Annotated in this window: 17 protein-coding genes; 7 read left to right on the forward strand and 10 right to left on the reverse strand. The window is 57.3% G+C overall.

Annotated features, from left to right (window positions below):
* The first annotated feature begins 2 nt into the window (after window positions 1-2).
* From KGP25_RS01065 to aldB, 5 genes are all read left to right on the forward strand, one after another.
* The gene (locus tag KGP25_RS01065; RefSeq protein WP_025758413.1) at window positions 3-1139 is read left to right on the forward strand and encodes an HlyD family secretion protein; all 1137 of its coding nucleotides are present in this window, start codon (window positions 3-5) and stop codon (window positions 1137-1139) included.
* 90 nt (window positions 1140-1229) lie between these two features.
* Window positions 1230-1838 (forward strand): glutathione S-transferase, encoded by a 609-nt coding sequence (locus tag KGP25_RS01070; protein ID WP_196346911.1) that lies wholly within the window; start codon window positions 1230-1232, stop codon window positions 1836-1838.
* Window positions 1839-1941: 103 nt separating this feature from the next.
* On the forward strand, window positions 1942-3327 hold the full coding sequence (gene selA, locus KGP25_RS01075) for an L-seryl-tRNA(Sec) selenium transferase (RefSeq protein ID WP_223539839.1): 1386 nt from the start codon (window positions 1942-1944) through the stop codon (window positions 3325-3327).
* Window positions 3324-5171 carry a selenocysteine-specific translation elongation factor gene (selB, locus tag KGP25_RS01080; protein ID WP_223539840.1) on the forward strand — a complete coding sequence of 616 codons (1848 nt, stop codon included), beginning with the start codon at window positions 3324-3326 and terminating at the stop codon, window positions 5169-5171. Before selA ends, selB begins: the two co-directional genes overlap by 4 nt.
* Before the next feature lie 86 nt (window positions 5172-5257).
* On the forward strand, window positions 5258-6796 hold the full coding sequence (aldB, locus tag KGP25_RS01085; protein WP_223539841.1) for an aldehyde dehydrogenase AldB: 1539 nt from the start codon (window positions 5258-5260) through the stop codon (window positions 6794-6796).
* On the opposite strand, the gene KGP25_RS01090 is transcribed toward aldB, so the two are convergent.
* Window positions 6793-7758, reverse strand: coding sequence for a LysR family transcriptional regulator (locus tag KGP25_RS01090; protein WP_072061912.1), 966 nt, complete (start codon window positions 7756-7758; stop codon window positions 6793-6795). The two genes, aldB and KGP25_RS01090, sit on opposite strands and share 4 nt — an antisense overlap.
* Window positions 7759-7875: 117 nt before the next feature.
* On the opposite strand from KGP25_RS01090, the gene KGP25_RS01095 reads away from it, so the two are divergent.
* Entirely contained in the window at window positions 7876-8616 is a 741-nt protein-coding gene (locus tag KGP25_RS01095) for a MipA/OmpV family protein (protein ID WP_023615822.1), read from the forward strand.
* Between the two features lie 69 nt (window positions 8617-8685).
* Here KGP25_RS01095 and KGP25_RS01100 read toward each other — a convergent pair whose 3' ends face one another.
* Together KGP25_RS01100 and KGP25_RS01105 are read right to left on the reverse strand one after the other, a co-directional pair.
* On the reverse strand, window positions 8686-10635 hold the full coding sequence (locus KGP25_RS01100) for a glycoside hydrolase family 127 protein (protein ID WP_063622818.1): 1950 nt from the start codon (window positions 10633-10635) through the stop codon (window positions 8686-8688).
* A gap of 10 nt (window positions 10636-10645) precedes the next feature.
* Entirely contained in the window at window positions 10646-12046 is a 1401-nt protein-coding gene (locus KGP25_RS01105) for an MFS transporter (protein WP_223539842.1), read from the reverse strand.
* A 225-nt stretch (window positions 12047-12271) separates the two neighbouring features.
* On the opposite strand from KGP25_RS01105, the gene KGP25_RS01110 reads away from it, so the two are divergent.
* Window positions 12272-13081: a helix-turn-helix domain-containing protein gene (locus KGP25_RS01110; RefSeq protein WP_223539843.1), complete on the forward strand. Its 810-nt coding sequence runs from the start codon at window positions 12272-12274 to the stop codon at window positions 13079-13081.
* On the opposite strand, the gene araD is transcribed toward KGP25_RS01110, so the two are convergent.
* The 7 genes from araD to KGP25_RS01145 form a co-directional block, all read right to left on the reverse strand.
* Window positions 13082-13777, reverse strand: a complete 696-nt coding sequence (gene araD, locus KGP25_RS01115) for an L-ribulose-5-phosphate 4-epimerase (RefSeq protein ID WP_223539844.1) — start codon at window positions 13775-13777, stop codon at window positions 13082-13084.
* The gene (locus KGP25_RS01120; RefSeq protein WP_223539845.1) at window positions 13771-14631 is read right to left on the reverse strand and encodes an L-ribulose-5-phosphate 3-epimerase; all 861 of its coding nucleotides are present in this window, start codon (window positions 14629-14631) and stop codon (window positions 13771-13773) included. Before KGP25_RS01120 ends, araD begins: the two co-directional genes overlap by 7 nt.
* A gap of 2 nt (window positions 14632-14633) precedes the next feature.
* Entirely contained in the window at window positions 14634-15287 is a 654-nt protein-coding gene (gene ulaD / locus KGP25_RS01125) for a 3-keto-L-gulonate-6-phosphate decarboxylase UlaD (RefSeq protein WP_223539846.1), read from the reverse strand.
* The gene (locus KGP25_RS01130; protein ID WP_126534959.1) at window positions 15284-16789 is read right to left on the reverse strand and encodes an FGGY-family carbohydrate kinase; all 1506 of its coding nucleotides are present in this window, start codon (window positions 16787-16789) and stop codon (window positions 15284-15286) included. Before KGP25_RS01130 ends, ulaD begins: the two co-directional genes overlap by 4 nt.
* A gap of 95 nt (window positions 16790-16884) precedes the next feature.
* A complete protein-coding gene (locus KGP25_RS01135; RefSeq protein WP_047745807.1) occupies window positions 16885-18204 on the reverse strand; it encodes an MFS transporter in 1320 nt (439 codons plus the stop codon).
* 43 nt (window positions 18205-18247) lie between these two features.
* Entirely contained in the window at window positions 18248-19174 is a 927-nt protein-coding gene (locus KGP25_RS01140) for a DUF4862 family protein (RefSeq protein WP_223539847.1), read from the reverse strand.
* A 151-nt stretch (window positions 19175-19325) separates the two neighbouring features.
* A complete protein-coding gene (locus KGP25_RS01145; RefSeq protein ID WP_223539848.1) occupies window positions 19326-19793 on the reverse strand; it encodes a YhcH/YjgK/YiaL family protein in 468 nt (155 codons plus the stop codon).
* Between the last annotated feature and the right edge of the window lie 2 nt (window positions 19794-19795).

A 19795-nucleotide genomic window follows, 5' to 3' on the forward strand; every position in this document is an offset into this window, starting at 1 on the left:
TCATGGATCTGTTGATTATTTTGACCTACGTGGCATTTGCCTGGGCCATCTTTAAAATATTCCGAATTCCGGTCAACCAGTGGACGCTTGCCACCGCAACATTAGGTGGCGTATTTATTGTTGCCGGACTTATTCTGTTAATGAACTATAACCACCCGTATACCTTTACGGCGCAAAAAGCGGTTATTTCTATTCCAATCACGCCGCAGGTGACCGGTGTGGTCAGCGAAGTGACCGATAAAAATAACCAGCTAATTAAAAAAGGCGAAGTGTTATTTAAACTGGATCCAGGCCGCTATCAGGCGCGCGTCGACAGACTTCAGGCCGACCTGGTGACCGCGACGCACAATATCGATAATCTGAAGGCGCAGCTGGCGGAAGCCGTTGCCAATACCACGCGCGTCTCCGCTGAACGCGATCGCCTCTATAAAGATTATCAGCGCTACCTGAAAGGCAGCCAGGCAAAGGTGAATCCGTTCTCTGAAAGCGATATCGACAACGCGCGGCAGAACTATCTGGCACAGGATGCGCTGGTGAAAGGCTCCGTGGCTGAACAGGTGCAGATCCAAAGCCAGTTAGACAGCATGGTGAACGGTGAACAGTCGCAGATTGCGTCGTTACGCGCCCAGCTTGCCGAAGCCAAATACAATCTGGACCAGACCGTGGTGCGTGCGCCGAGCAATGGTTATATCACTCAGGTACTGATCCGTCCGGGAACCTATGCCGCCGCGCTGCCTTTGCGTCCGGTAATGGTCTTCATTCCTGAACAGAAGCGTCAGATTGTGGCCCAGTTCCGCCAGAACTCTCTGCTGCGTCTGAAGCCGGGCGATGAAGCGGAAGTGGTGTTTAACGCGCTGCCGGGCCAGGTGTTCTCCGGGAAGCTCACCAGTATTCTGCCGGTGGTGCCGGGGGGAACCTATCAGGCGCAAGGCGCGCTGCAGTCGCTGACGGTGGTGCCGGGAACGGACGGCGTTCAGGCACTTATTGAGCTGGAACCCAACGCCGAAGTCGATGCCCTGCCGGACGGTATCTATGCCCAGGTGGCGGTCTATTCGGACCACTTCGCCCACGTCTCGGTTATGCGTAAAGTACTGCTGCGTATGACCAGCTGGATGCACTACCTCTACCTCGATCACTAATCCTTCCAGGGCAGGAATGCGACATGCAGACCTGCCCTTTTTTCATCGCTTGATCCATACTGACTTTTTTCCGGCATCAAGGATCAGGCAATGAAACTCATCGGCAGCTATACCAGTCCCTTCGTGCGAAAAATCTCGATTCTCCTGCTGGAGAAGGGGATTGAATTTGAATTCGTGAATGAACAGCCCTACAACGCGGAAAACGGCGTTGCGCAGTACAACCCGCTGGGGAAAGTCCCGGCGCTGGTCACGGACGAGGGCGAATACTGGTTTGATTCCCCGATTATTGCGGAGTATATCGAGCTGCTGGGCGTTGCCCCGGCAATGCTGCCAGCAGACCCAAAAGCGGCGCTGGCGGTGAAGCAGGTTGAAGCCCTGGCCGATGGAATTATGGATGCGGCGTTAACCTCCGTACGGGAACAGGCAAGGCCCGCCGCCCAGCAGTCGGAAACGGAACTGTTACGCCAGCGGGAAAAAATCAGCCGCAGCCTGGACAGATGCGAACAGCTAATCCGGGAGGGTAAGATCGCCACCGACAGCCTGAACCTGGGGACCATCGCCATCGCCTGCGCGATTGGTTATCTCAACTTCCGCCGCGTCTCCCCGGGCTGGTGCGTCGACCGTCCGCTGCTGGTGAAGCTTGCAGACACGCTGTTTAGCCGCGAGAGCTTTGCCCGTACCGAACCGCCAAAGGCTTGACGCGGGTTATAACACTTCGCCGCCAGAGGCGGTACAATCCCCTCACATGTTAACTCCCTCTCCCGTCGGGAGGGGGGAAGATATTTACTCGCCAGGCGCTTTCATGACTACTCATCATTCGCTGTACAGCCAGATCCCCGCTACCGACCGTCTTCTTCGCGAACCCCGCATTCATGCTGTTGTTGAGCGTTTCGGCCATACCGCGACGGTGGAAATGTTACGCCTGCTTCAGGACGAAGCCCGCTGCGCGATTCAGGCAGAAAACGCCTTGCCCGACTGGTGTAGCGCGTGGGAGCAGGAAGTTGAACAGCGGCTGGATGAGAAGGCGCAAAGCGCGTTACGCCCGGTGATAAACCTGTCGGGTACCGTGCTGCATACCAACCTGGGGCGCGCGCAGCAGGCGGAAGAGGCCGTTGCCGCGGTTGTGCAGGCCATGCGAACGCCCGTGACGCTGGAGTACGATCTGGACGGTGCCGGGCGCGGGCACCGCGACCGCGCGCTGGCGGAGCTGCTGTGCCAGCTGACCGGCGCGGAAGATGCCTGCATTGTGAATAACAACGCCGCCGCGGTGCTGCTGATGCTGGCGGCCACCGCCAGCGGCAAAGAGGTGGTGGTGTCCCGCGGCGAGCTGGTGGAGATTGGCGGAGCGTTTCGTATTCCGGACGTGATGCGCCAGGCAGGCTGCACGCTACATGAAGTGGGCACGACAAACCGTACCCATGCGAAAGACTATCGCGCGGCGGTGAATGAAAATACCGCCCTGTTGATGAAGGTTCACACCAGCAATTACCATATTGAAGGCTTCACCAAAACGGTTGACGAGGCGGAGCTGGCGGCGATTGGGCGCGAACTGAATATACCGGTGATTGCCGATCTCGGCAGCGGCTCGCTGGTGGATCTGAGCCTGTACGGGCTGCCAAAAGAGCCGATGCCGCAGGATATGATTGCGGCGGGCGTTAGCCTGGTCAGTTTTTCCGGCGACAAACTGTTGGGCGGGCCGCAGGCCGGGATTATCGTCGGCAAGCGCGAGCTGATTGCGCAGCTGCAGCAGCACCCGCTCAAGCGCGCCCTGCGCGCCGATAAAATGACGCTTGCCGCGCTGGAAGCGACGCTGCGGCTCTATCTCCACCCGGAAAAACTGGCCGACCGCCTGCCCACGCTGCGTCTGTTAAGCCGCGATGCCGCCTCGATTCGCGCCCAGGCCGAACTGCTGCTGCCGCGCGTCGCCGCGCACTACCCCGATTTTGACGTTCGCATTGAGCCCTGCCAGTCGCAGATTGGCAGCGGGTCGCTGCCGGTGGACAGGCTGCCGAGTGAGGCGCTGACGTTCACGCCGCGTGACGGGCGCGGCAGCCAGCTTGAGGCGCTGTCGTCGCGCTGGCGCGGTCTCTCGACGCCGGTTATCGGGCGGATTTACGACGGCCGAATGTGGCTGGATCTGCGCTGCCTTGAAGATGAAGAGCGATTTCTGGAGATGTTGTTGAAATGATTATTGCCACCGCCGGTCACGTCGACCACGGAAAAACCACGTTACTGCAGGCCATTACCGGCGTAAACGCCGATCGCCTGCCGGAAGAGAAAAAGCGCGGCATGACCATCGATCTGGGCTATGCCTACTGGCCCCAGCCTGATGGTCGCGTGCTGGGCTTTATTGATGTGCCGGGGCATGAAAAGTTTCTGTCCAACATGCTGGCGGGCGTGGGCGGCATCGATCATGCCCTGCTGGTGGTGGCCTGCGATGACGGCGTGATGGCGCAAACCCGCGAGCACCTGGCGATCCTGCAGCTAACCGGCAACCCGCAGCTGACCGTGGCGCTGACCAAAGCCGATCGCGTGGATGATGCGCGCGTCAGCGAGGTGCGCGAAACGGTCCAGGCGACCCTGCGGGAGTATGGTTTTGCCGACGCATCGCTTTTTGTCACCGTGGCGACAGAAGGGCGTGGTATCGACGAACTTCGCCACCATTTGCAGCACCTTTCATCACGCGACCACGCCAGCCATCATCGTTTCCGTCTGGCGATCGACCGGGCGTTTACTGTAAAAGGTGCGGGGCTGGTCGTGACCGGCACCGCGCTGAGTGGTGAAGTCAGCGTGGGAGATACCCTCTGGCTGACGGGCGTGAATAAACCGATGCGCGTGCGCGGGCTGCATGCACAAAACCAGCCCGCTGACCGTGCCCACGCCGGGCAGCGTATCGCGCTGAACATTGCCGGGGATGCGGAAAAAGAGCAGCTTAATCGCGGAGACTGGCTGCTGGCCGATGCCCCGCCGGAACCGTCTGAACGCGTGATTGTCTCCCTGCAGACACACATGCCGTTGACCCAATGGCAGCCGCTGCATATTCACCACGCGGCCAGCCATATCACCGGGCGCGTGTCGCTGCTGGAAAACGACCTTGCTGAGCTGGTATTCGATTCGCCGCTCTGGCTGGCAGATAACGATCGTCTGGTACTGCGTGACATTTCTGCAAGGGAAACGCTGGCAGGCGCGCGCGTGGTGGCGCTTAACCCACCCCGACGCGGCAAGCGTAAGCCGGAATATCTGCAGTGGCTGGCCGCGCTGGCAGAGGCCAGCGATGATAACGCCGCGCTGCGGGTGCACCTCGATCGCGGGGCGGTGAGTCTGCGTGATTTTGCATGGGCACGCCAGCTGAGTGGGGAAGGCTTACGGCAGCTGACCCAGGAGCCGGGCTTTATTCAGGCCGGCAACAGCCTGCTCAATGCCCCGGTTGCTGCGCAATGGCAGCGTAAGATACTAAACACGCTTGCGACTTACCATGAACAGCATCAGGACGAGCCTGGTCCGGGGCGCGAGCGTCTGCGACGCATGGCGCTGCCGATGGAAGACGATGCACTGGTGCTGCTGCTGATCGAAAACATGCGCGAAAGCGGAGTGATTAAAAGCCACCACGGCTGGCTGCACCTGCCGGATCACAAGGCTGGGTTCACCACCGAGCAAGAGGCCATATGGCAAAAAGCGGCCCCGCTGTTTGGCGATGAGCCGTGGTGGGTTCGCGATCTGGCTCACGAAACCAACACCGATGAGCAGGTGATGCGCCAGGTATTGCGCCATGCGGCGCAGCAGGGGCTAATCGTCGCGATCGTGAAAGATCGTTACTACCGTAACGATCGCATTGTGGCGTTTGCCAACCTGATCCGCGAGCTGGATCAGGCGCGCGGTTCGACCTGCGCCGCGGATTTCCGCGATCGGCTGAACGTGGGGCGCAAGCTGGCGATCCAGATCCTGGAATACTTCAACCGCATCGGCTTTACCCGCCGTCGCGGTAACGATCATCTGTTACGCGATTCGTTATTATTTCCTGAAACTCCGTGACCTCCGTCGTAAACACCGTTACCGGCTGGCGAGAAAATCGCCAGCCGGAACTACCCTTGTTGTACACCAACAGCAAGGAGACGGACATGACAAACAATCCTCCCTCATCGCGTATCCAGCCCGGCGAGTATGGTTTTCCCCTCAAGCTGAAGCCCCGTTATGACAACTTTATTGGCGGCGATTGGGTCGCTCCCGTCGACGGCGAATACTATTCCAACCTGACCCCGGTTACCGGCCAGCCGCTGTGCGAGATTGCCAGCTCCGGTAAGCGTGATATCGACCTGGCGCTGGATGCGGCCCACAAAGCGAAAGAGAAATGGGCTCACACCTCCGTGCAGGACCGGGCGGCGATCCTGTTCAAAATCGCCGACCGGATGGAGCAGAATCTGGAGCTGCTGGCGACGGCGGAAACCTGGGATAACGGCAAGCCGATCCGGGAAACGATGGCGGCTGACGTGCCGCTGGCTATTGACCACTTCCGCTATTTTGCCTCCTGTATTCGCGCTCAGGAGGGCGGGATCAGCGAAGTCGACAGCGACACCGTGGCGTATCACTTCCACGAACCGCTGGGGGTAGTAGGCCAAATTATTCCGTGGAACTTCCCGCTGCTGATGGCGAGCTGGAAAATGGCGCCCGCGCTGGCGGCCGGAAACTGTATTGTGCTCAAACCGGCGCGTCTGACCCCGCTCTCGGTCCTGCTGCTGATGGAAATTGTTGGCGATCTCCTGCCGCCGGGCGTGATTAACGTAGTGAACGGCGCGGGCGGGGAGATAGGCGAATATCTGGCTACCTCAAAACGTATCGCCAAAGTGGCGTTTACCGGGTCGACGGAGGTGGGCCAGCAGATCATGCAGTACGCCACGCAGAACATTATCCCGGTGACTCTGGAACTGGGCGGGAAGTCCCCGAACATCTTCTTCGCGGACGTGATGGAGGAAGAGGATGCCTTCTTCGATAAAGCCCTGGAAGGGTTTGCGCTGTTTGCGTTTAACCAGGGCGAAGTCTGCACCTGCCCAAGCCGCGCGCTGGTGCAGGAATCCATCTACGAGCGCTTTATGGAGCGGGCCATTCGCCGCGTTGAGTCTATTCGCAGCGGTAACCCGCTCGATAACCTTACACAGATGGGGGCGCAGGTCTCGCACGGACAGCTGGAAACGATCCTCAACTACATCGACATCGGCAAGAAAGAGGGGGCGGATATTCTCACCGGCGGGCGTCGTAAGGTGCTGGGAGGGGATCTGCAGGACGGCTATTACCTTGAGCCGACGATCCTCTTCGGCCAGAACAACATGCGCGTTTTCCAGGAGGAGATTTTCGGCCCGGTGCTGGCCGTGACCACCTTTAAAACGATAGAGGAGGCGCTGGAGATTGCCAACGACACGCCGTATGGCCTGGGCGCAGGCGTCTGGAGCCGCAACGGTAATCTGGCCTATAAAATGGGCCGCGGCATTCAGGCCGGGCGCGTCTGGACCAACTGCTACCACGCCTATCCGGCGCACGCGGCATTTGGCGGTTATAAGCAGTCGGGCATCGGACGTGAAACCCACAAAATGATGCTGGAGCATTACCAGCAGACCAAATGTCTGCTGGTCAGCTATTCTGATAAGCCACTGGGGCTGTTCTAGTCGCCCAGCTCAGGCCGTCCGTGGGCGGCCTGGGCAATTTGCTGGCGCAGGCAGTTAAGGACGCCATCCAGAACGTATTGCACGCGCCAGGGCTGGTATTCGCGTTTGCGGAAGATGGCCGTCAGATCGAGCCACCACTCCTCCTGATGCGGGAAGCAGGGGACCAGCATGCCTTTCGTTAATTCTTTTTTCAGACTCTCTTTGGGTGCAAAAACAATCCCAAGATTATTTCTGGCCAGCTCCAGGGCCGTCTGCGTATTGTCGCAAATATAATTACCGGTCACCCGGTAGTCATGCACGTCATCGCTGCCGTGCACGCGGAAACGCCAGATGTTGGCATCATCGACCAGCATGGAGTCAATGAGAATACAGGAGTGATTAATTAAATCTTCAGGTCCGGTTAAGGGATGTTTATTTAAATATTCTACGGTTGCGAAGGCCGTAACGGAATATTGTGTCAGCACGCTGGCCACCAGACTTTCGTCTTTTGGCTGAGCATAGGTAATTAAAATGTCGCAGTCATCCGGAAAGGTAACGCCTTCAGAAAATTCATTCCGGTCCAGATTGTAGGTTTTCAGGGAGATACGGATGTCACCGATGTCTTCTATCTGATGGATCACGTGTCGCGCGAGGTAGGTCACGATACCTGTTGGGGCATAGATCGTCACTTTTCCGCGCTTTTCATGCTTATAATCAGCAATGAAATTAACAAGCTGACTGTTCTTATCCAGCGTGGCGTTCACGTAGGGGAGTAACGCTTCACCAAACTGGGTCAGGGCCAGCTGGCGCGTGGTGCGCTCAAAAACCTTGAGCCCAACCCGCGTTTCAAAATCAGACAGATATTTACTGACGTTGGCCTGCGCCATACCCAGCAGGGCGGCGGCATCACCAATGCTGTGGGTGGCGGCGATGACGGAGATAATTTTTAATTCGCGTGGTTTTAGCTGTAATGTACTCATCATGCACACCCATCTATATGATTTTATATATAATATTATATAAACCGCAGCGTTGCATTGGCAATTTTGTAACCATTATTATGCGCCTCGCTTGTTTGGCATTTAAATGGATTACATAGAATGACTATTAAATACAATTTACTCATCGCTGCCACGTTATTTGCATCAACGTCTGCCATGGCCGGTGAATTTTCACTTGGAGCGGGGGCTGTATTTAATGAGTCTCCATACAAAGGCTATAACGAAAATACGACTGCGGTACCGTTAATTAGCTATGAAGGCGATCGCTTTTACGTTCGCCAGACCACGGGCGGATGGATCCTGTGGAAAGATGCAAAAAATGAATTAAGCCTGACCGCAACGTGGATGCCGCTGCATTTCGACCCTGACGATAATGACGACCATCAGATGAAGCAGCTGGATGAGCGTAAAGCGTCCGCCTTCCTCGGCGGAGCGTACTACCGCCACGAGAGCTGGGGATCGCTGAAAGTGGCGGTCTCTGGTGATGCCACGGATGAAAGCGGCGGCGTGATCGGCGAAGTATCATACTTCCGTCCAATCAAAATGGATCGCCTGACCCTGACGCCTTCTGTGGGTGTGTTCTACAGCGACGAAAGCTATAACGACTACTACTACGGCGTATCCGGCAGCGAGTCTCGCCGCTCCGGGCTGGATCAATACACTGCCGGTGACAGCTGGACGCCATACGTTGGTCTGGCGGCTAAATATCAGTTAACCCAGAAGCTGTATCTCAATGCCAGCGCGGTCTACACCGTGTTGCCTGACGACGTGAAGAATAGCCCGATGATCGACCGCGACGACAGCTTCGCACTGATGACCGGCCTGACCTGGCGTTTCTGATGTGGTAAAGCCTGTTTACTCCCTCTCCCGTGGGAGAGGGATGGGGTGAGGGCAACAGGCCGCAGAAATTCAACCTTCATCCACCCAGATCCGCATTTCCCCTTCTCCCCGGTTCGCCCAACTGAACCACGGAATAAAGGTCAGCGTCTGAGGATGACGTTGTACCGGCGGGCGGTCATAGTGCCACAGCGCATCAGTGTCCTTCGTATGACAGCCCGTCCCCTCTGCCTGTATCAGCATCTTGTGCGCGAAAATGCCTTTACCTTCAAAGACCCGGAACGTGCTGTCAGGCGGCAAGGAAAGGTTATGCAGATTGGTGCCGTTATCCGCTTCTTCCAGACAGTAAACCAGCGGCCCGCGCTGTAGAGCGACTTTTCCCGCCTGCTGGCGTACCTGCGGATTTCCGTACACCCGGCGAACCGGCATCGGTAGCGTCAGCGTGACGACATCCCCTTCTTGCCAGTTTCGGGTCAGATAGAGGTATCCCCGTGAAATTTCACCTGCAGCGTCTTCACCGTTCAACGATACCTCAGGTGCCGCGCACCAGTCCGGCAGGCGCAGGGCCAGGGTATGTTTCACCGGCGAAGGTGAGACGATCTCGATTTTCACCGCTTCCTGCCACGGATAATTACCGCCGATCCGCAGCGCCAGGGTTTCATCGCCAACCGGAATGACGACATCGTTGCCGACGTAGAGATTAATAAATAGCGCATCCTGGCGAACGGTATAAATATAATGCCCCAGCGACGTCAGCACGCGGGCGATATTTGGCGGGCAACAGGCGCAACCAAACCAGCGCTGGCGGACGGGTTTCACGTGATCGTAGATATGGTTGAACGCCAGGGTTTTCGGATGGACTTCCAGCGGGTTCACATAGAAGAAGTGCTTACCGTCCAGCGCCATGCCGCCCAGCACCGTGTTGTATAGCGCGCGCTCCATTACGTCGGCGTAGTGGCCGTCGGCCTCCATTTCCAGCATCCGGCGGGCAAACATCATCAGGCCGATGGAGGCACAGCTTTCGGCGTACACCGTATCGTTGGGCAGATCGTAATCGCTGCTGAACGCCTCGCCGCTGCTTTGCGAGCCGATTCCACCGGTAATGTACAGCTGGCGCTGCGCCATATTTTTCCACAGCCGCAGGCAGTCCCGCCGTTTACCCTCGTCATGGCTCAGGCGTGCCAGATGCGCCATGCCCGCCATCAGATAGACGAAACGTACGGCGTGGCCGGTGGCCGTTTGTTGCTCGGCAAGCGGCTGATGCGCCTGGCTGTAGGCCTTGTCCTTGACCATCCACGCCGGGCCATAGGTATTCCAGTACGACGTTCTGCCGCGCTTCTCGTATTCGATATCGTAGAAGTGAGGCTGGGTGCCGCGCGCCTCGATAAAGTATTTCGCCAGATTAAGGTACCGGGGCGCCTGCGTAACGTCATAAAGTCGCATCAGCGCCAGCTCGATTTCCGGATGGCCCGGATAACCGTGCAGCTGGTTTTCACCGGGGCCAAACACGCTGTCGATATGGTCCGCCAGCCTGCAGACCACGTCCAGCAGGCGGCGTTTTCCGGTCCCCTGAAAATACGCCACGCCCGCTTCAATCATATGTCCGGCGCAGTAGAGCTCGTGACATTCGGCCAGATTGGTCCAGCGCTCCTCAGGCGCTTTTACCGTAAAGTAGGTGTTGAGATAGCCATCCTCACACTGCGCCGCCGCGACCAGCTCAATCACCTCGTCGGCGGTTTTCTCCAGTTCAGCATCAGGCTTCTGGCACAGCGACCACGCTACGGCTTCCAGCCATTTCGCCACGTCGCTGTCCTGAAACACCATACCGTAGAATTCACCCTGCTCCAGACCTGCAGCAATGCGGAAGTTGCTAATGGCGTGGCTGGGTTCGGCTTCCGTCACGCGGTCGTTTAGCGCATCCCACTGGTAGGGGATCACCACTTCACGGACCAGTCGTTGATACTGCCCGAGAAACGGGTCGTTAATTTTCAGCTTGTGCAGGTCGGGTTCCATTATGGACATAACGTTCTCCTCAGGACGGTACGTGACGCTGGCGCAGGTCGGTGGCAATGCGCGACATCATTGGGTTGTTGAGTTTGCACCAGCGGATGGAAACGGCCAGTAGCAGATGGAAAAGGGCGGGGAGCATGGTCTCCATGGCGGTGATGCCCTGCAGCGAAGCCTGTGTCTGATTGCCCGTGCCCGGCTGGTAGGCGACGGCGATAAACACCAGGCTGATGATCCCGGCGCTGGAGGCCCACGCGAGCTTGATGAAAAACAGGTTGAAGGCGAAGTTCATGCCCGATGAGCGCACCCCGGTTTTCCATTCGCCGTAGTCGTCGGCAAAGGCCATCAGCGAGAAATGCAGCGGCAGCGTGAAGCCCAGGATCACGCCGTTGCTTAAAATGACGATCAGCCAGAGCGTCTGGTGCGCCGGGCCTCCTGGCAGAAACCACATTCCCAGCGCAAGAGCGGCGAGCACCAGGTTGGTGTAGTAGTAGAGTTTGACGGTATCAATACGGCGCGACAGCGGGTTGACGATGACCGCCCCCAGAATGGCCGCAAAGGTCACCATCGTGAAAAACAGCGAGGTATAGGCGGTGCTGCCCTGCAGTACGTAGGTGATAAAGTACATGTATCCGCCGCCGCGAATGTTGAAAACGTTGATCAGCAGGAACGACATCACCAGCATCAGCAGCAACTGATCGTTTTTACGCAGTCCGGCCAGATGCTCCCGCAGGGTGAATTTGCCCATCAGCGCCAGCGGGACACGCTCGCGTACCCAGAAGAAGCAGCACAGGAACATCACCACGGCAATGGCGCACAGGACGCCGACGCCAAGCTGATAACCTTTCGCGGCATCTCCCTGGCCCAGTTCAGCGACCAGCCACGGCAGGCCTACGGAGACCAAAAATCCCGCCACACCGCACTGCACGAAGCGCCAGGACTGGCAGGAGATCACCTCGTTATGGCGGGTGGTCATGGTATTAATCAGCGCGCAGTAGGGAACGTTGATGGCGGTATAGCCCACGGACAGCAGCAGATAGGTCCCGAATGCCCAGGCGATTTTCACGCTCATGCTGGCTTCCGGAACGGTGAAGGTCAGCACGCCGATAATTCCGAGCGGGAAGGCGACCCACAGCTGCCATGGGCGAAAGCGCCCCCAGCGGCTCTGCGTGCGGTCGGCAATAATGCCCATGACCGGATCGGAAATAGCGTCAAATACGCGCAGGGCAATAAAGAGCGTACCCACGAGCGCAGGCGTCAGACCAAAAATATCGGTATAGAAAAAGGTCAGAAAATTCATGATCAGGCAGGTAATCACCGTACCGCCCGCGTCGCCCAGGCCGTAGCCAATTTTTTCGCGCACGGACAAACGGTCATCTATCGCCTGTTGTGTAACGTCAGACTCTGTAATCGGTGTGGAAGTCATCGGGTAACTCCTCGGTAATCGAATTTATTATCGTATTTGTGCAAGGTACCTGATTATTCTGCACTGAATGGGGAGGCCAACAAGGGAAGGGAAAAGTATAAAAAGATGACGATTCCGACCTGATGATAAAAATGTGATTCCGATCGGGCCGTCGGGCCATTATTTATTAATAATCAATGGATGCATTTAATAATGGCGGCATTAAAAGCGAAATGGTGAATATAAATGCTTGAATTATCCATAGCGTTTCCGGTTAAGGTTCAAAACGGTGGGTTGTTTATTTCCCGGGGTGTGGGCCGCCATCCTGCGCGTAAATTAACATCGTGGGAGATTATTTTTGTCGAAAAAGGGACATTAACGATCCAGGAAGAAAATACGGTATTTGACGTGAAAGCGGGCGAGAGTTTGCTTCTTTGGCCTGGCAGGCGACATGTAGGCGTCGGCGACTTTCCCGCCGATCTGAAGTTTTACTGGCTGCATTTTGAGGTTGAGCATCACATGCCCCGATTACCCAATCTGGCAATCGAACAACACTGCCGTGTGAGGGATGCCCAGTATGTGATTTCTCTTTTTCGCCAGTTCCTGAGCGAGCAGGAGAAATTACAGCGAAGCGTGGCGCTGGAAATTATTTTATTACTGATTTTGCAGCAAATTTCCCTTTCGTCAGGCTATGAAGACAACGCAGATGAAGCCGGTGCAGCAATGGCGTGGAAGGCGAAGCAGCTTATTCGCACGCAGTTCCATTTGCCGCTTTCTACCTCGCAACTGGCAAAAGCATTGCACTGTAATGCGGATTATCTGGGGCGCGTGTTTCGCCGGACCTTCCATTTAACCCTGACGGAGGCGATACATCGCCAGCGCGTCAGGGCGGCAGAAAAATTGTTGCTGAATGACTCTGCATCGCTCACCGAAGTGGCAACGCGGTGTGGTTTTAATGACGTGGGCTATTTTCGGCAGATCTTTTCGAAGCATACCGGGTTAACTCCCGCCGTCTGGAAACGACGGTACTGCAAGGAACACATTAATTCCGGATGATCACTGTCCGTAATAGGCATTCGCTCCATGCTTGCGCAGATAATGCTTGTCGAGCAGTTCCTGCTGCATAACCGGAAGCTGTGGCACGAGCTGGCGAGAGAACAGGCCCATATAGGCGCACTCTTCCAGCACCACGGCATTGTGAACCGCATCGGCAGCGTCTTTACCCCAGGCGAACGGACCGTGGGAGTGGACCAGCACCGCCGGGATCTGCATCGGGCTAAGATCGCGCTCCTCGAAGGTTTTGATGATCACTTCACCCGTCTGGTATTCGTATTCCCCTGCAATCTCTGCCGTGGTCATCAGGCGTGTGCAGGGGATGGTCCCGTAGAAATAGTCCGCGTGCGTGGTTCCCCAGGCCGGTAAATCCAGCCCCGCCTGGGACCAGATAGTGGCGTGGCGCGAATGGGTATGCACGATGCCGCCAATCTCCGGGTAACGACGATACAGCGCAAGATGGGTAGGCGTGTCCGAAGAGGGCTTTTTATTCCCCTCAATAACCTGGCCCGTGGCGATATTCACCACCACCATATCCTCCGCCGTCATCACGTCGTATTCCACACCGGACGGTTTAATGACCATCATGCCGCTTTTGCGGTCCACTGCGCTGACGTTGCCCCAGGTAAACGTCACCAGCTGGTGGGCGGGCAACGCCAGGTTTGCTGCCAGTACCTCGGCTTTAAGTTCGTCTAGCATGTCATGCCTCCTTCCTGCATACGGGCTTCAATCCAGCGGCGCGCCTGGATAATCTCCAGCACCGGCTCTTTTGCTTTTTCGGTCCACATTTCAATCAGAAATGCGCCGCGATAGTTCAGTTGATGCAGCGTGTTAAACACGCCAACGAAATCGACGCAGCCCTCGCCAAACGGCACGTCGCGGAACTGGCCGGGGCTTTGTGCGGTGACGGGCTGGGTATCTTTCAGGTGAATAGCCGCAATGCGGTCAATGCCCAGCGTCAGCTCGGCGGTGACGTCGTTACCCCACGCGCTCAGGTTGCCAACGTCCGGATAAACGCTGAACCACGGTGAGGCGAGCATGTCGTCCCACTTTTTCCATTTGCTGATGGAGTTCATAAACGCGGTGTCCATGATCTCCACCGCCAGCATCACCTGTGCGGCGGCGGCCTGCTCTACGGCCCACACCAGCCCGTCGGCAAAGCGCTGTTGCGTCCCCTCGTCATGCGCTTCGTAATAGACGTCATACCCGGCAAGCTGGATGGTGCGAATGCCTAAATCACGCGCCAGCCTGATGGCTTTGCTCATGATCTCACGGGCGCGTTCGCGCACGGTTTCATCGCGGCTGCCAAACGGGAAACGACGGTGGGCAGACAAGCACATAGAGGGGATCGCCACGCCGGTTTCCAGCATCGCTTCCACCAGAGAGGCGCGCTGCGTGGTGCTCCAGTCGAGGCGTGATAATCGCTCGTCGGTTTCATCGACAGACATCTCGACAAAATCGAATCCGCAGCTTTTCGCCAGTACCAGCCGCTCGGGCCAGGAGAGATCTTTTGGCAGCGCTTTTTCGTAAATACCTAACGGATGCTGACGCATGGTTACGCTCCCCAGATGTCGCGAATATGCGAATGGAATGCCTGTGCCACCTGCGGTGGATTGGCGGCACCTGCCAGCGCGCGTCCGGCAATAAAGGCTTTGACGTTGATTTGCTTAAACAGCGGCAGGTCGGCGGGGGTGATACCGCCGGTAACCGAAAGCTGCAAACCGATATCGGAGAGCGCTTGCATTTTTGCGAGATCTGCCTCACCCCACTGCTGGCCGCTCGCCTGTGCGTCACGTCCGCGGTGATAAATGGCCTGCTTCACGCCGATGCGATGCCATGCGCGAGCATCGTCCAGCGTCCAGTGACCAAAGAGCTCCATCTGGATTTCCCCCCCGCGACGCAGGGCTACCTCGTGGCCGCGTTCAACGGTGGCCAGCGGGGCGGCGCAGATGATGGTCATCCAGTTTGCACCCGCGCCAAATGCCTGCTCTGCCAGCGTTTCTCCGGCATCGGCCACTTTCCAGTCTGCAACGATGATTTTATCCGGGCACTGCTCGCGCAGGGCGCGCACGGCGTTTAGCCCTTCGGTCAGGCACAAAATGGTGCCCGCTTCGACGATATCAACGTGATCGGCAAGCGTCGCGACATCACGCTGCGCGGCCTGAAGAGAGGTATGGTCGAGCGCCAGCTGCAGTAATGGTCGGCTCATAGGTTGTTCTCCTTAACTCGGGCGTGATAGCCCTGTAGTGCTGAAATCAGTAGCTGATAGCGCTGATACTTGCGCTGATAGGCCGCATGGGCGTGCATGTCAGGCTCAATGACACGAATGTCGTGTCGGAGGGCGCATTGCGCCGTATGGAAATCGGGATACACGCCGGTGCCGACCAGGGCGGCCAGCGCCGCGCCGGAACAGCCGGTCTCTTCTACCTGCGGCAGTTCAATCGCCAGCCCGCTGACGTCCGCAAGCATTTGCATCCACACGTCCGAATGGGTTGGCCCCCCCGTCACGCGCAGGGCATGAACGTGGGTAAAGCGTTCGAGCATGCGGTTGAGGTGGGTCATGTGGCAGAACACCACGCCTTCGTAAACCGCCTGCAGCAGGTGCGCGCGGGTGTGTAGCGCCTGCATCCCGTAGAAGCCGCTGGTCATCTCCAGCCCGGCGTTGCTGCCATAGAGGAACGGCAGGAAGTACACATCGCTTTCGGCTTTCGGCAGGCTGGCGACGGCGTGGTTGATCTCGCTGAACGACATGTCGCCCCACTGCGCGGTGAGCCACTCAAGGTTGCCGGACGAGGTCGGGCTGGCTTCGTGAACGATGTACTGCTGCGGATGCACGTAGCGACCATAAACGTAGGGGAAGGGTTCGTTGCTGCGAAGCGCACTGGCGATCCCGCTGGTGACGGCCCAGGTGCCCATCACGGCGTTCAGCGTGTGCTCGTCCTGCAGTCCGGCGCAGAGCGCGGTGGAAACCACATCAAACAGTCCCCCCACGACGGGCGTGCCCGCCGCGAGACCGGTAAGGGCGGCTGCCTGAGCGGTGATTTCCCCGCAGATTTCTGCTGAACCGACAATCGGCGGCAGGGCGCCGTCAATCTCGCTGATCCCGAGCCAGCGCGTAAGCTGCGGGTCATACTGCCCGGTATTCATGTTGTAGAGATTGGACTCGGAGATGTTGCTCTCTTCACCGCCCTTCACGCCTGTCAGGCACCAGCGCAGATAGTCGTGCGCCATCATCACGCAGCCAATCTGCTGATAGCGCTGCGGCTCGTTCTCTTTGACCCAGCGCAGAAGCGAGGCCGGATGCCCGGTCCACAGCGTCTGGCGCGTATGCGGGTAGAGTTTTTCGGGAATGCCGTCCTGCTGCCAGCGCTGCACAATCTCCAGTGCCCGGCGATCGGAGGAGAGGATGGCGTTGCCCAACGGTTGGTCCTGTTTATCGAGCAGAAACAGCCCTTTACCCTGAGCAGAAATGCCGACCCCATTGATCTGGTTGCCGTTTACGCCTGCATTCTTGAGCAACGCGGCGATGGTTGCGTGGCAGTGCTGCCACAGCTGATGCATATCCCGCTCGGCGTAGCCCGCTCGCGGGCTGAGCGTGGCAACGGAGCGGCGTTCGATACTGACTTCTTTGCCCTGGCTGTTGTATAAACCGGCTTTAAGATAAGTACCGCCACAATCGATACCCAGCCAGAAGGTCTCTTTTTCACTCATCTTCATCTCGCTTAATTGCCGGGTGGCGCTGCGCTTACCCGGCCTACGGTTTGGTTTTCTCCCTCTCCCCGTGGGAGAGGGCTGGGGTGAGGGCATCAGGCCGCACGTTTATGGGGATTTATCGTGGGATTGGGCTCTGCCCCGGCATCGCATTTCGCCGGCAACAGCAGGGCCAGCAGCGACGCCAGCGCGAGTGAAACGGCCAGGCAGTAGACGCCCGCATCTTTGCTGTACAGGGTGATCAGCACGCCAACGGCATACGGGCCGCAGAAGCCACCGAGGTTGCCCAGGGCGTTGATCACGCCGCGCGCGCCGCCCGCCATCTCTGCGCTAAACAGTCTTGCCGGGATCGTCCAGAACACGCCGGCAGCGGATTGCAGGAAGAAACCGCAGCCCACCAGTGCGGCATAGGCCAGCCAGATGTTTGCTTTCAGGGCTACGGAGAGGAACATGCAGAGCGCGAAGCCAATCAACGGCAGGGAGACAAACAGCTTGCGCTTGCCGGTGCGGTCAGAAAGCGAGGAGAACAGGAACATGCCCGCAATGGCGCCGATGTAGGGCAGGATGGCGAGCATCCCCACCTGACCAATGCTGGTGTGCGTCAGCTCCTTCAGAATGGTCGGCAGCCAGAGGGTGTAACCGTAAATCCCGGTCTGATAGAAGAAATTCAGGGCGATCAGCTGCCACATGGTTTTGTCAGACAGCACCGCGCTGAGCGAGGCATTTTTCACCTCTTTTCCGGCGATGGCCTGCTGTTCAGCCGCCAGCGTTTGTACCAGATAGTTTTTCTCGGCCGCTGAGATCCAGCGGGCTTCCTGCGGACGGTCGTAGACCGTGAATGCCCAGAGCACCAGCACAACAATGGACATCAGACCTTCAATGATGAACAGCCAGCGCCAGTCAAGCGCGGTGATAATCCAGCCCGACAGCGGGGCGGTGATTATCCCGGCGATGGGTACAAACATGATCACAATTGCGTTGGCGCGACCGCGTTCGGCATCCGGGAACCAGTTGCTGATCATGGTGAGCACAACGGGCAGCATCCCGCCTTCCGCCACGCCGAGTAAGAAGCGCAGCACCAGCAGCTGGTACTGATTCGTCACGAGACCCGTGAGCACCGAGATCACCGCCCAGGCGACCAGTGACCAGCCGATAAATTTCTTGCCGCTACCGTGCACCGCAATCTTGCCGCCGGGTACCTGCAGGAACAGATAGCCGATAAAGAATATGCCGCCCGCGAGGCCTGCCATGGTGGCGGTAATACCTAATTCTTCGTCCATCCCTCCCGGCATTGCAAACGCGATATTCACGCGGTCCATATATGAAATAATACAGGCGATAAGAATAGGAGGAATGATTCTTAGCCAGCGCTGGCGCGGAATATCCGCATGTAGAGCATGAGTAGAAATATTCATAGTTAATCTCTCAGTAGGTAACCGGAATAAACTTTTCTTATTGTTATTGCGTTGCTTTATTCATTGCGCTAATACCGTCGCGCAAAATGGCGATGCGATGGCTGACATCAGCATTAGCATTTATTTCCAGTAATTTAATACCGGAGAATTTCAACGTTGCGGCGCTCGCCGCAGTAAAGAGTGCTTTTGCACATTCAGTGGACATCAGACTGTCGGCACAGAAGGAGGAAAATGGCGCGTGCAGATCCTGCCATTCACCGTACTCCCCGCCGGGGGTGGTGCCTGAAAACATCAGCGCACCCAGTTTCCCGGCATTAAGCGCGGCCTGAACGTGGTCAAGGGGAAGGGTAGTGTTACGGCCTTCGATGGCCGACCGCGCCCAGTTGATGCAGACGCTGATATCCGTGTCTTTCACCACCTCCAGCACCTGCTCCAGGGGCAGGAAGCCTTTACGTGGTGCGGCGCCGGTCATGGCATCGCAGTGTTCCAGCACCAGATCGCAGTCCCAGTCCCAGCGTGTTATTTCACGGATGGAGCGGGAAAACGCCTCGGTGGCCTGTTCGACGGAAGCATTGCCCGCCTGCGGGGCGGCCTGCATTTCCAGAGCAATCACTTTGCCCGGATAACGGGCATTCACGGCGTTAATTTTCTGGTGCAGATGCCGGTAAAAGTCCACGCACGCTTTACGCTGCGCGTCGTCAGCTGAGGCCAGGCCAAACGCGCCGTTGCTGCCGCGGCGGCGCATGGTTTCCATTACTGCCGTGACCACGATTTGCCAGTCCCCCGGGGTATGGCGGAACAGCCATTCGTCACCAAGGGGATGAAGATTTTCAAGGCAAGGCTGTTCCAGCCCGCGAATATTCGGCGTGTCGGAAAGTTCCCGCCAGAAGGTTTGTTCTTCTTGTTCCCCTTTCTGGTGAAACGAGGGTGCGCAGGGGTACGCACCAATAATAAAACTGGTGTTGGTCATTTCGCGTTCCTGTATTTATACCCGTCATACTTCAAGTTGCATGTGCGTTGGCTGCGCTCGTTCACCCCAGTCACTTACTTATGTAAGCTCCTGGAGATTCACTCTCTTGCCGCCTTCCTGCAACTCGAATTATTTAGGGTATATCAGAAAATTAATCTAATTCGCTGATTGCCACTTTCACCACAATTTTACGAATTGTGGTTTCCTTGTTTTTAATACAGGCAGGACGGTGCACATCCTGCGGAAAAAATATGGCATAGCTGCCGGGTGTCATTTCGATAAACGACTCATTTTCACTGTTGTGATAAAAAATAATATCGCGCTGTTCCAGCAATGATTCGCTTATTTCGTTATTACCGGTATCAATCGCGATACCGATTTTCTCTTCACCCCAGGCCAGGAACTGGATATCCAGATAGCGGCGATGCACTTCCGGGCGATTCTCGTGCAGATCCTTTGTTGTCAGATCCAGAACCTGGGCAAAAATGTTGCGACCTTCAATTTCTACTACGCCTGGCGCCAGGAGAGAGAAATCCGTCGTGCGCAGAAAATGAAGGGCTTTTTCAATTGCCCGCGGCAGGCGACACGGATTTGGCTGGGAAATATGTCCGAATATCATGG

Origin of the sequence: Enterobacter sp. JBIWA003, assembly GCF_019968825.1 — a bacterium.
Lineage (GTDB): Bacteria > Pseudomonadota > Gammaproteobacteria > Enterobacterales > Enterobacteriaceae > Enterobacter > Enterobacter quasiroggenkampii.